Consider the following 11,929-nt stretch of genomic DNA (forward strand, 5'->3'; position numbering starts at 1 on the left):
AATAAGTGTGGTCGATAAATCACTGGGGGGAGAGTTTATTTCGGCGAGGCAAAAAAAAGGCCGCCCTGTATAACCAGGCAGCCTTTTCACATCAGAGGCGGAACAACTACGCCAGCACTAAATCACCCTGCGGATGGCAGGAACAGGCCAGTACGTAACCTTCAGCAATTTCTGCGTCCGTCAGCGTCATGGTGCTGCTGACTGTGTAGTTGCCGTCAACCACTTTGGTTTTGCAGCAGCCGCAAACGCCTGCGCGGCAGGCGGCGACAACCGGAACTTTGTTGCTTTCCAGTGCCTCCAGTAGCGTGGTGCCGACCGGCGCGTAGAACTCTTTCGCCGGTTGCAGTTTGGTGAACTTCAGCCCGCTGGTGGCCGCAACGGCAACCGGCGTGAAGAACTGCTCTTTAAAGAAGCGCGTCACGCCAAGCGCTTTCACTTCTTTTTCGACCAGATCCATATACGGCGCCGGGCCACAGGTCATCACGGTGCGCGAGGTCAGGTCCGGTACGCTTTTCAGCAGCTCGGTAGTCAGTCGGCCAGAAACAAAGCCATGGGTGGCATTGTTTTCAGCGACTAACGTCACCGGATACTCACGCCATTCGTCGGCAAAAATGACATCTTGCGGTGAACGGACGTTAAAGATCACCTGCACATCGACCTCTGGACGGTACTTTGCCAACCAGCGACGCATCGACATGATGGGCGTCACGCCACAGCCGGCAGCCAGCATCAGGAACTTGTCTTCCGCTTTATCTTCACAGGTAAATTCACCCATGGCATCGGACAGCCAGATATAGTCGCCGCGTTTCACGTCATGGGTCAGCCACTGTGAACCTGCGCCATCATCAATCCGGCGGATGGTCAGCGTGATGTACTCGCTAACGCCCGGCGTTGAAGAGAGGGTGTAAGCACGTAGCGTCTCTGCTGAATTACGTACACTAACCAGTGCATACTGCCCGGCGCGGTACGGATAATAGTCGTGGCACAGCAACGAAATTGTCCATACATCCGGCGTTTCCTGATGGATGTGATGAACCTGCATCCGCCATGGGCACTGATGGGTTGGCATTGTCATTCTTTACTCCTTACGCGCTCAGCAGCTGCTTCATGTCTTCTTCAACGGTGGTCACGGAACGCAGACCGAATTTCTCGTTGAGAACTGCCAGCAGATCCGGCGTGAAGAAGCCCGGCGCAGTCGGGCCGGTGACGATGTTTTTCACGCCCAGAGACAGCAGGGTCAGCAGAATAACAATCGCTTTCTGTTCGAACCAGGAGAGCACCAGAGACAGCGGCAGATCGTTCACGCCGCAGCCCAGTTTTTCAGCCAGGGTGACGGCCAGGATGATGGCAGAGTAAGCATCGTTACACTGGCCGGCATCGACCAGGCGCGGCAGGCCTTCGATATCGCCGAAATCCAGTTTGTTGAAACGGTATTTACCGCATGCCAGGGTCAGGATCAGGCAGTCGTCCGGTACGCTGGTCGCGAAGTCGGTGAAGTAGTTACGTTCGCCGCGTGCGCCGTCGCAGCCGCCGACCAGGAAGATGTGACGCAGTTTTTCGCGGCTTACCAGGTCGATCAGCGTATCGGCAGCACCCAGCAGCGTCTGACGACCAAAACCTACGGTAATCAGATGTGGGATTTCGCTGTACGGGAAGCCTGCCATTTGCTGTGCCTGAGCGATAACCGGACCGAAGTTGTCGCCTTCGAGGTGGCTCACACCCGGCCAACCGACGATGCTACGCGTCCAGATACGGTCATCATACGCGCCAACGGTTGGGTCGATGATGCAGTTAGAGGTCATCACGATTGGGCCAGGGAAGCGGGCGAACTCAACCTGCTGGTTCTGCCAGCCGCTGCCATAGTTACCAATCAGATGTTTGAACTTACGCAGTTCCGGGTAGCCGTGGGCGGGCAGCATTTCACCGTGGGTATAGACGTTTACGCCAGTGCCTTCGGTCTGCTCCAGGAGGTTGTACAGATCTTTCAGGTCGTGACCAGAAATCAGGATGCATTTGCCTTCGGTCGCTTTGACGTTGACCTGAGTCGGCGTTGGGTGACCGTATTTGGTGGTTTCACCCGCGTCCAGAATGCTCATTACTTTGAAGTTCATCTGGCCGATTTCCATAGAGCACTCCAGCAGAGCGTTCATATCGGAAGGCCAGGTGCCCAGCCATGCCATAATTTTGTGGTATTGCGCGTAGATGTCGTTGTCGTACTGACCAAGAACGTGCGCGTGCTCCATGTAAGCTGCCGCGCCTTTCAGGCCGTACAAGCACAGCAGACGCAGGCCGAGAATGTTCTCGCCGATGGTCGCTTTGTCTTTGTTCGGGGTAAATTCAGCCGCCTGACGCTGCAGGTCGCCCAAATCGTCGCTCACCAGTTGCAGGTCAGCCATTGGGTTATCAACCGTTGCGCTGGCATCAATGTTCAGACACTGCGCTTTCAGTGCGTCACGCATGGCGATAGCTTCACGGGCATAGCCAACAATGCGCGGAGAGTCGAAGTTAACGTTGGTCAGGGTAGAGAAGAATGCGCGCGGGGCAAAGTTATCAATTTCATGATCGATGATACCGTATTCACGCGCTTTAACGGCCCATGCAGACAGACCTTGTAGGGAAGCAATCAGCAGATCCTGCAGATCGGAGGTTTCCGCTGTTTTACCGCACATACCCTGCGCGTAAGAGCAGCCGTTCCCTGCCGGAGTACGGATGGTTTGTTCACATTGCACACAAAACATGGTCACACCTTTTAAAGTTATATTTAATATACATGTTTAAGGTTATGCCTGCGCGCGAAGGGATTAAAGGAATTTCTGCTACAACTTGCAGGGATATTGATTTAGCGCAATTTTGGCGGTAGATGGCTACCGCCAGAGAGGTACGTAGCGGAGTGTCAGGCGGAGAAAAAGGCCATTAACAGAGGCACTAACAGACTAAGAATAAAGCCGTGAACGATGGCTGCAGGCACCATTTCCAGACCGCCACTGCGTTGTAAAACGGGCAGGGTGAAATCCATTGAGGTGGCGCCACAGAGTCCTAATGCGGTGGAGCGGCTGCGACCCACTAAACCTGGAATCAACATAATGGCGACCAGTTCGCGAGCCAGATCGTTAAAGAAAGCCGCGCTACCAATTACTGGCCCGAATGATTCGGTCAACAGAATGCCGGACAGGGAATACCAGCCAAAACCCGAGGCCATCGCCAGTGCGGTTTTCAGCGGCAGACCGAGAATTAGCGCATTGATCACGCCTGCCAGCATTGAGCTTGCTACCACGACGACGGCAACAATCATCCCCCGGCGGTTCAGCACTATTTGTTTTAAGGTCATGCCGCTGTTGCGCAGTTGAATACCCACCAGGAACAGCAAAAAGATCAGCGTATATTCGCTGGCTTCAGTGGCGTGTTGCAAGAATGACATCCCGGTGAGGCCAAGCAGAAAACCCAGCACGACAACGCCGCAAAGCTGTAATGACTCCAGCGCCATGGCAATGCGTGACGGGAGTTTCTCTTGTCGGTGGTTATGTCGCCAGGGAAGCGAACGCTCGAGCCACAGCAGCGCGGCAATATTACACAGCAGAATAACCGTCACGCTGACGGCTGAATAATGAAGTATCGATAACAGATTGCTGGCGAGGTTATCGAGAAACGCCAGGCTGATACCCATAAAAAAGAGAATAAGGTAGACGATCCAGCTCAACAGGCGATTGATGAGTTTTAAGGCGGCCCTGTGCCGAAGCGGAATAAGATAGCCCACAATAAGGGGTACCAGAATGATTAACAGCCCTGAAAACATGAAAACCCGGTCCTTGCTGAGAAGTAAGACGAAATGCGCCAATATACCCTAAATAATTCAAGTTGCAGGAAGGCGGCAAGGGAGTGAATTCCCGGGAGCGTACATAAGTACGAGACTGGGGTGAACGAGCGCAGTCAACGCATCTGCAACTTGAAGTATGACGGGGATACACACTACTCAATGCAAAGAGGAGAGTAAAGTTGCAAATAAAAGGAAATAAAGCGGGGGGAAGAAAAGACCTGATAAACTATCAGGTCTTTTTTGTTATCGATTAATCACGTTTTTCCAGTAGCGTGCGGTAAATCAGGCCACCGAGGATCCCGCCGATAATCGGCATAACCCAGAACAGCCATAGTTGTTGTAACGCCCAACCACCCTGGAAGAGGGCAACCGCGGTGCTACGCGCCGGGTTTACGGAAGTGTTAGTGACCGGAATACTGATCAGGTGAATCAGCGTCAGCGCGAGACCAATAGCGATCGGCGCAAAACCTGCCGGGGCATGTTTATCGGTCGCACCGTGGATCACTAATAAGAAACCTGCGGTCAGTACAATTTCAATAACAATGGCAGAAAGCATGGAATAACCGCCAGGTGAATGTTCACCATAGCCGTTTGATGCAAAACCACTGGCTGTTGCGTCAAAGCCTGCTTTACCGCTGGCGATCAAATACAATACCGCTGCCGCGACAATCCCGCCGATAACCTGGGCAATAACATAGCCAATAACATCTTTGGCCGGGAAACGACCGCCAGCCCATAAGCCGAATGTCACTGCCGGGTTAAAATGGCCCCCTGAAATATGACCAACGGCGAATGCCATAGTCAATACTGTCAGGCCGAATGCCAGCGCAACACCGGCGAAGCCAATCCCTAACTCCGGGAATGCTGCGGCCAGCACGGCACTCCCGCACCCACCAAAAACAAGCCAAAACGTACCGAAGAATTCAGCTGCTAATTTCCTGAACATAACCACCTCAATTAAAAGTTCCGGGTTCGTTTTCCTAATCCGGTATTTCATCGCTAAAAGGGACGATGATTAAAGAGCGTGTATTTTAGAAAAAAATCTCATCCCTTTGCCACTTAAATTAATGAAAAAATTTGATTTAAGGCAATATGATGTGAATCCTTTTTGGCGTTCAGGTGAATAAAGCATAGTTCAATTAGCGAAAAGCAAATGGTTGTCCGCTGTAATAATATCCGGGGTAAATTTTAAGAAGAATATTCTTACTTTTTTTTAGCGCTTATGATTATGTCTTTGCGCTCTCGGGTGTTCTGCACGCCTGGTTGACGTTATACTCCTGATAACTTGAAGGAAAAAGTTAGCATTTCCGGAGGCTATATGATTCTCGAACGCGTTGAGATTGTTGGGTTTCGTGGTATTAATCGGCTGTCGTTGATGCTGGAGCAGAACAACGTGCTGATTGGGGAGAACGCGTGGGGGAAGTCCAGCCTGTTGGATGCGCTAACCCTGCTGTTGTCGCCGGATTCAGACTTGTATCATTTTGACCGCGAAGATTTCTGGTTCCCACCTGGTGATACTCAGGGCCGGGAACATCATCTGCATATTATCCTCACCTTTCGTGAATCTCAGCCGGGTCGTCATCGGGTACGCCGTTATCGGCCGCTGGAAGCCTGCTGGTCGCCGTGCCACGATGACTATCACCGTATTTTTTATCGGCTGGAAGGCGAGTGTGCGGATGACGGTAGCGTCCTGACGCTGCGCAGTTTCCTCGATGGCGAAGGCCGTCCGCTAGCGCTCGACAATATTAACGATCTGGCGTGTCATCTCGTGCGTCTGATGCCGGTGCTGCGGTTGCGTGATGCGCGCTTTATGCGGCGGATCCGTAATGGCACGGTGCCAAATCTGGCGGAAGTCGAAGTGACGGCCCGCCAGCTGGATTTTCTGGCGCGTGAACTGGCAACCCGGCCACAAAATCTGACTGACGGGCAAATTCGTCAGGGGCTGTCGGCGATGGTACAACTGCTGGAGCACTACTTTTCTGAGCAGGGCGCAGGTCAGTCCCGCCATCGCCTGATGCGTCGACGTTCCAATAACGAGCAGCGTAGCTGGCGCTATCTGGACATTATTAACCGTATGATTGATAAGCCTGGAGGACGCACGCATCGTGTGATCCTGCTGGGACTGTTCTCGACGCTGTTGCAGGCCAAAGGTACGCTCAGGCTGGACAAAGATGCGCGTCCGTTGCTACTGGTCGAAGATCCAGAAACGCGTTTGCACCCCATTATGCTGTCGGTCGCCTGGCAGTTGCTGAATCTGTTACCTCTGCAGCGCGTGGCAACCACTAACTCCGGTGAACTGCTGTCGCTCACCCCCGTGGAACACGTTGTCCGTCTGGTGCGTGAATCTTCCCGTGTTGCCGCCTGGCGACTGGGGCCGGGAGGTTTGAGTGCGGAAGACGGGCGGCGTATTGCCTTTCATATCCGCTTTAATCGCGCCTCGTCGTTGTTTGCCCGCTGTTGGCTGCTGGTGGAAGGTGAAACGGAAACCTGGGTTATCAACGAACTGGCCCGTCAGTGCGGGCATCACTTTGACGCCGAAGGGATTAAAGTGATTGAATTTGCCCAGTCTGGCCTTAAGCCGCTGGTGAAGTTCGCCCGGCGAATGGGAATCGAGTGGCATGTGCTGGTCGACGGTGACGAAGCCGGGAAAAAATATGCGGCAACGGTGCGTGGTTTGTTGAATAACGACAGAGAGGAAGAGCGCGATCATTTAACCATGTTGCCCGCGCTGGATATGGAACACTTTATGTACCGGCAGGGGTTCTCAGATGTCTTTCACCGGGTGGCGCAAATCCCGGAAAACGTGCCGATGAATATGCGTAAAATCATCTCGAAGGCGATTCATCGTTCGTCAAAACCTGACCTGGCGATTGAAGTGGCGATGGAAGCAGGGCGGCGTGGCGTCGATGCCGTTCCCACCCTGCTGCGAAAAATGTTCTCGCGCGTGCTGTGGCTGGCACGCGGACGCGCTGATTAGTGGCGGAACATCAGCGACAGCTGTGTGTGGATAGTGTCCAGTAACTGATAGCGGCGGCGGTATTCTGCGCGTTTTTTGCTGGCAATATCCGCCTCGCTTTTTCGCGCCAGCGTGCGCGGAATATGATAGTACCCGTGGCTGTCGCATTCGCCGCCAACCGCTTCCCAAAAAGCATTATAGTCGGAAAGAATAACCTTGTTTTTATCATGGTAACGCGGGCTGCGAAAGATATGCTGTTCATTACTGACAGCCATAACGTGTTCGATATTCAACTGTTCTGCTAAACGGCAAATGGTTTCCATCACCATACGTTTCGGGAAAATTCCGTGGCAGGACTTTGTCGCTTTCTGTATTGCCTCGTGAGGGAGTTGTGAATTGCCCTGTACGCCGCCAATAAAAAGCGTACTTTTCCCATTATATTCGCAGAACGTAAATGTCATTTTAGTCAGGATATCTCCGGCGCCATTCTGCACCATAATGGTGCTTTCTCCTTCTTTATCCAGTACCGGGAACATCATCATGGTGACGGTAAATAACTCGCCGTCTTTGCCTTCAATTTGCGCGAGGCGCAGGCCGTCATTACTTAACAACGCGTGAAATTCAGCAGGTAAGAAGGCATTGCGAATAACATGATAGTGAAAACGCACGGCATTTAAGCGCATCTCACGATCGAAATTTGCGGCAAGGTAAGGACGGTGCAGGCGAACCGGCAGACGGGGCTGGCGGGCGAGCAGGTTTTCAAGATCCGGCCATTGAGCCAGTTCACTCATCCATTCCTGGGTGAGGCGGGGTATCAGTAATGAACGCCAGATAAACTTACGACGAAAACTCCGTTTATCCCAGCATGCTCCGGGTTGTAAATGGCCGGATGCCAGGCCATAAAAAAGGCTAAAACTTGTTGCTGGTTTGGTAGAAAGAAAAGTGCTTTCAGTTAGTTGACTCATAATATAAATCCGATTGATACCCTGGTACTAATTTCAGCACAGCGGATCTTAACCATTCATCAATAACTCTGTTATTCTTGGCGTTTTTCAACGGCTATTTATTTATCGTTGACGTTTAACACTCCACTCTGGTGGACGTATCGGGGACATTGGGACTTTTATGAAGCTCAAGGGAAAAATCAAAAAACGTTATTTTATCTTCGCCGTCATCATCATTGTGGCGATAATTGCACTTTGGCGAACGCTTAATGCGCCATTACCTCAGTATCAAACATTAATTGTTCGGCCGGGCGATCTTCAGCAAAGCGTGCTGGCAACGGGGAAACTGGATGCGCTGCGCAAAGTTGACGTCGGGGCGCAGGTGAGCGGGCAGTTAAAAACGCTGTCAGTGGCCATTGGCGATAAAGTCAAAAAAGATCAGTTGCTCGGCGTTATCGATCCTGAACAGGCGCAGAACCAAATTAAAGAAGTTGAAGCAACGCTGATGGAATTACGCGCCCAACGTATGCAGGCCGAGGCCGAGTGGAAACTGGCGCGGGTGACGCTTTCTCGGCAACAACAGTTGGCGAAAACGCAGGCGGTTTCGCAGCAGGATCTCGACACGGCAGCAACGCAGCTGGCGGTCAAACAGGCTCAAATCGGCACCATTGATGCGCAAATTAAGCGTAATCAAGCCTCTCTCGATACGGCAAAAACAAACCTCGATTACACCCGTATTGTAGCGCCGATGGCCGGTGAAGTGACGCAAATTACTACCCTGCAGGGGCAAACCGTGATTGCCGCCCAGCAGGCACCGAACATTTTGACGCTGGCGGACATGAGTACCATGCTGGTCAAAGCACAGGTTTCCGAAGCCGATGTCATTCATCTGCATCCGGGGCAAAAAGCCTGGTTTACCGTGCTGGGCGATCCGCAGACGCGCTATGAGGGTACGCTCAAAGATGTGCTGCCTACGCCTGAGAAAGTGAACGACGCGATTTTCTACTATGCCCGCTTCGAAGTTCCGAACCCGAAAGGGATCCTGCGACTGGATATGACTGCGCAGGTACATATCCAGCTGACGGATGTCAAAAATGTACTGACGATCCCGCTGTCGGCGCTGGGCGATCCTATTGGCAACAATCGCTATAACGTCAGGTTGCTACGAAACGGCGAAACCCGCGAGCGTGAAGTGTCTATTGGCGCGCGTAACGATACCGATGTGGAGATCGTGAAAGGTCTGGAAGAGGGTGATGAAGTCATCATCAGTGAGGCGAAACCTGGAGCGGCACAATGACGGCATTGCTTGAACTGAGCAATATCCGCCGCAGTTACCCGTCAGGCGAAGGGCAAGTTGAGGTGTTAAAGGACGTATCCTTGAGCATCCATGCCGGCGAAATGGTGGCGATTGTCGGGGCGTCTGGCTCGGGGAAATCGACGCTGATGAACATCCTCGGGTGTCTGGATAAGCCTTCCAGTGGCACGTATCGGGTGGCAGGTCGCGACGTTTCAACGCTCGATAGCGACGCGTTAGCCCAATTGCGGCGCGAGCACTTCGGCTTTATTTTTCAGCGCTATCATTTGCTCTCGCATTTGACGGCGGCGCAAAACGTTGAGGTACCTGCGGTCTACGCCGGAACCGAACGTAAGCAACGCCTGGCTCGGGCGCAGGAATTACTCCAGCGACTGGGACTGGGCGACAGGGTGGACTATCAACCTTCTCAGCTATCCGGTGGGCAGCAGCAGCGCGTCAGTATTGCGCGTGCGCTGATGAACGGTGGACAGGTGATTTTAGCCGATGAACCTACCGGTGCGCTGGACAGCCATTCCGGCGAAGAGGTGATGGCGATTCTGCATCAGTTGCGCGATCGCGGGCATACGGTGATTATTGTCACGCACGACCCGCAGGTTGCGGCGCAGGCCGAGCGGGTGATTGAAATTCGCGATGGCGAGATTGTGCGCAATCCGCCGTCGCAAACAGCCGCGGGGGGACGCGGTATTGCCGAACCCACGGTGAAGACATCTTCTGGCTGGAGCCAGTTTGTCAGTGGTTTTCGCGAGGCGCTGACCATGGCCTGGCTGGCAATGGCCGCCAACAAGATGCGTACGCTGCTTACAATGCTGGGCATCATTATTGGTATTGCGTCGGTGGTGTCGATTGTGGTGGTTGGAGACGCGGCTAAACAGCTGGTGCTGGCCGATATTCGCGCCATCGGGACGAACACCATCGATATCTATCCCGGTAAAGATTTCGGTGACGATGACCCGCAATACCAGCAGGCGCTGAAGTATGACGATTTGACGGCAATTCAGAAGCAACCGTGGGTGAGTTCGGTGACGCCTGCGGTGTCGAAGAATTTACGGCTGCGTTATGGAAATATCGACGTGGCAGCCAGCGCTAACGGCGTGAGTGGGGACTATTTTAACGTCTATGGCATGACGTTCAGTGAAGGCAATACCTTTAACGCCGAGCAGCTCGCTGGCCGGGCGCAGGTAGTGGTTCTGGACAGCAACACCCGACGCCAGCTGTTCCCTAATAAAGCGAAAGTGGTGGGCGAGGTCGTGCTTGTCGGCAATATGCCCGCCACCGTGATTGGCGTGGCGGAAGAGAAGCAGTCGATGTTTGGCAGCAGTAAGATCCTGCGGGTCTGGCTGCCTTACAGCACTATGTCCGGGCGCATTATGGGACAATCCTGGCTGAACTCCATTACCGTGCGCGTGAAGGACGGGTTCGATAGCACCCTGGCGGAGCAGCAGCTTACCCGGCTGCTGTCGTTGCGGCATGGCAAAAAAGACTTCTTCACCTGGAATATGGACGGCGTCCTGAAAACCGCTGAAAAAACCACGCGTACCTTACAGCTGTTTCTGACGCTGGTGGCCGTGATTTCGCTGGTGGTCGGCGGGATTGGCGTGATGAATATCATGCTGGTTTCGGTAACCGAACGAACGCGCGAGATTGGTATTCGTATGGCGGTTGGCGCACGCGCCAGCGACGTGCTGCAGCAGTTTTTGATTGAAGCGGTGCTGGTGTGTCTGGTTGGCGGGGCGTTAGGTATCAGCTTGTCGATGCTGATTGCCTTCACTCTACAGCTTTTTCTGCCCGGTTGGGAAATCGGATTCTCACCTTTCGCGCTGTTGACGGCTTTCCTGTGTTCAACGGCGACCGGAATTTTGTTCGGCTGGCTCCCGGCGCGCAACGCGGCAAGGTTGGATCCGGTTGATGCCCTGGCACGGGAATAACGTGTTGTATTGAAAAAGAAATAAAAATGCCAGCTCGAGGGGCTGGCATTTTGTCTGCGGGATGTACACAATGAAACAGAAGAGTTATGCGACAGCTTCTGCTTCAAGCACAGGCACAATAAGACTGGCGTGATTGCCTTTGGGCCCCTGGTGGACATCAAAATGGACAGATTGTCCGGCTTTTAGTGTTCTGTAACCATCCATCTGAATGGTGGAGTAATGGGCGAAAATATCTTCGCCACCGCCTTCGGGGCAGATGAAACCGAACCCTTTAGCATTGTTGAACCACTTAACAGTACCCGTTTCCATACTTCGACATCCTTCGTAAATCTTATATAAGTAAGATGGAATGAACCGGTGGCGGAGTGGGGGCTGTTCAAAACCTCGCCAACTCTCGAGTCTACAATTTAGAGAAATCAGGCGGGGCGTCAAGCGCCAGGCTTGTGGAATCGGATAAAAATGCATCAAAATTTGAAGCAGTTAACGCTATTGTCGGTTATGTGACAGATGTCTCGGATGACACTGATAGATGATAGTTATCTAATAATTGAGGTAGATTGATTGTGCGCATAGGCTCTTGTCAGCGGCAAGTTATTCTGCCGGTAACCGTAACTGAAGATGACGACTGACAATGGGTAAGACGAACGACTGGCTGGATTTCGATCTGCTGGCGGAAGACAAATTGCGCGACGCGCTAAAACCGCCATCTATGTATAAAGTGATATTAGTCAATGATGATTACACTCCGATGGAGTTTGTTATTGACGTGTTACAAAAATTCTTTTCTTATGATGTAGAACGTGCAACGCAGCTGATGCTTGCCGTTCACTATCAAGGTAAGGCTATCTGCGGCGTATTTACCGCTGAGGTGGCTGAGACCAAAGTGGCGATGGTGAACAAATATGCAAGGGAGAACGAGCATCCGTTGCTGTGTACGCTGGAAAAAGCCTGAATACAGGCATTAATATTGGGGGA

The 11,929-nt window shown here is 52.7% G+C and carries 10 protein-coding genes; 4 read left to right on the forward strand and 6 right to left on the reverse strand.

The features are described from left to right. Nucleotides 1–106 precede the first annotated feature (106 nt). The 4 genes from hcr to aqpZ all read right to left on the reverse strand — a co-directional run bounded on the left by hcr (nucleotide 107) and on the right by aqpZ (nucleotide 4,760). On the reverse strand, nucleotides 107–1,075 hold the full coding sequence (hcr, locus tag JQ822_RS13750) for an NADH oxidoreductase (RefSeq protein WP_213133923.1): 969 nt from the start codon (nucleotides 1,073–1,075) through the stop codon (nucleotides 107–109). A 10-nt stretch (nucleotides 1,076–1,085) separates the two neighbouring features. Continuing rightward, nucleotides 1,086–2,738 carry a hydroxylamine reductase gene (gene hcp, locus JQ822_RS13755; RefSeq protein ID WP_213133924.1) on the reverse strand — a complete coding sequence of 551 codons (1,653 nt, stop codon included), beginning with the start codon at nucleotides 2,736–2,738 and terminating at the stop codon, nucleotides 1,086–1,088. Between the two features lie 155 nt (nucleotides 2,739–2,893). After that, complete coding sequence (locus JQ822_RS13760; RefSeq protein ID WP_213133925.1) at nucleotides 2,894–3,793, reverse strand: lysine exporter LysO family protein; 900 nt, start codon at nucleotides 3,791–3,793, stop codon at nucleotides 2,894–2,896. 271 nt (nucleotides 3,794–4,064) lie between these two features. Then, nucleotides 4,065–4,760, reverse strand: coding sequence for an aquaporin Z (aqpZ, locus tag JQ822_RS13765; RefSeq protein ID WP_135321355.1), 696 nt, complete (start codon nucleotides 4,758–4,760; stop codon nucleotides 4,065–4,067). A gap of 372 nt (nucleotides 4,761–5,132) precedes the next feature. On the opposite strand from aqpZ, the gene JQ822_RS13770 reads away from it, so the two are divergent. Then, a complete protein-coding gene (locus JQ822_RS13770) occupies nucleotides 5,133–6,791 on the forward strand; it encodes an ATP-dependent endonuclease (RefSeq protein WP_213133926.1) in 1,659 nt (552 codons plus the stop codon). Here the strand turns inward: JQ822_RS13770 and JQ822_RS13775 are convergent. After that, nucleotides 6,788–7,735, reverse strand: a complete 948-nt coding sequence (locus JQ822_RS13775; protein ID WP_213133927.1) for a VirK/YbjX family protein — start codon at nucleotides 7,733–7,735, stop codon at nucleotides 6,788–6,790. The genes JQ822_RS13770 and JQ822_RS13775 overlap by 4 nt on opposite strands. A gap of 160 nt (nucleotides 7,736–7,895) precedes the next feature. Between JQ822_RS13775 and macA the strand changes: the two genes are divergently transcribed. Then, entirely contained in the window at nucleotides 7,896–9,011 is a 1,116-nt protein-coding gene (gene macA / locus JQ822_RS13780; RefSeq protein ID WP_213133928.1) for a macrolide transporter subunit MacA, read from the forward strand. Beyond that, nucleotides 9,008–10,954, forward strand: a complete 1,947-nt coding sequence (gene macB, locus JQ822_RS13785; protein WP_213133929.1) for a macrolide ABC transporter ATP-binding protein/permease MacB — start codon at nucleotides 9,008–9,010, stop codon at nucleotides 10,952–10,954. The genes macA and macB overlap by 4 nt, the downstream gene beginning before the upstream one ends. Nucleotides 10,955–11,038: 84 nt before the next feature. Here the strand turns inward: macB and cspD are convergent, their stop codons facing one another. After that, nucleotides 11,039–11,263: a cold shock-like protein CspD gene (cspD, locus tag JQ822_RS13790; protein WP_213133930.1), complete on the reverse strand. Its 225-nt coding sequence runs from the start codon at nucleotides 11,261–11,263 to the stop codon at nucleotides 11,039–11,041. A 322-nt stretch (nucleotides 11,264–11,585) separates the two neighbouring features. Between cspD and clpS the strand changes: the two genes are divergently transcribed. Beyond that, nucleotides 11,586–11,906, forward strand: a complete 321-nt coding sequence (gene clpS, locus JQ822_RS13795; RefSeq protein WP_003036810.1) for an ATP-dependent Clp protease adapter ClpS — start codon at nucleotides 11,586–11,588, stop codon at nucleotides 11,904–11,906. The last annotated feature ends 23 nt before the right edge of the window (nucleotides 11,907–11,929 follow it).

It is taken from the genome of Citrobacter sp. FP75, from assembly GCF_018342065.1.
Lineage (GTDB): Bacteria > Pseudomonadota > Gammaproteobacteria > Enterobacterales > Enterobacteriaceae > Citrobacter.

Excerpts from the sequence above, each read along its gene's own strand:
- hcr (WP_213133923.1), bottom strand. The coding sequence starts at position 1,075 with ATGACAATGCCAACCCATCAGTGCCCATGGCGGATGCAGGTTCATCAC.
- hcp (WP_213133924.1), bottom strand. The coding sequence starts at position 2,738 with ATGTTTTGTGTGCAATGTGAACAAACCATCCGTACTCCGGCAGGGAAC.
- JQ822_RS13760 (WP_213133925.1), bottom strand. The coding sequence starts at position 3,793 with ATGTTTTCAGGGCTGTTAATCATTCTGGTACCCCTTATTGTGGGCTAT.
- aqpZ (WP_135321355.1), bottom strand. The coding sequence starts at position 4,760 with ATGTTCAGGAAATTAGCAGCTGAATTCTTCGGTACGTTTTGGCTTGTT.
- JQ822_RS13770 (WP_213133926.1), top strand. The coding sequence starts at position 5,133 with ATGATTCTCGAACGCGTTGAGATTGTTGGGTTTCGTGGTATTAATCGG.
- JQ822_RS13775 (WP_213133927.1), bottom strand. The coding sequence starts at position 7,735 with ATGAGTCAACTAACTGAAAGCACTTTTCTTTCTACCAAACCAGCAACA.
- macA (WP_213133928.1), top strand. The coding sequence starts at position 7,896 with ATGAAGCTCAAGGGAAAAATCAAAAAACGTTATTTTATCTTCGCCGTC.
- macB (WP_213133929.1), top strand. The coding sequence starts at position 9,008 with ATGACGGCATTGCTTGAACTGAGCAATATCCGCCGCAGTTACCCGTCA.
- cspD (WP_213133930.1), bottom strand. The coding sequence starts at position 11,263 with ATGGAAACGGGTACTGTTAAGTGGTTCAACAATGCTAAAGGGTTCGGT.
- clpS (WP_003036810.1), top strand. The coding sequence starts at position 11,586 with ATGGGTAAGACGAACGACTGGCTGGATTTCGATCTGCTGGCGGAAGAC.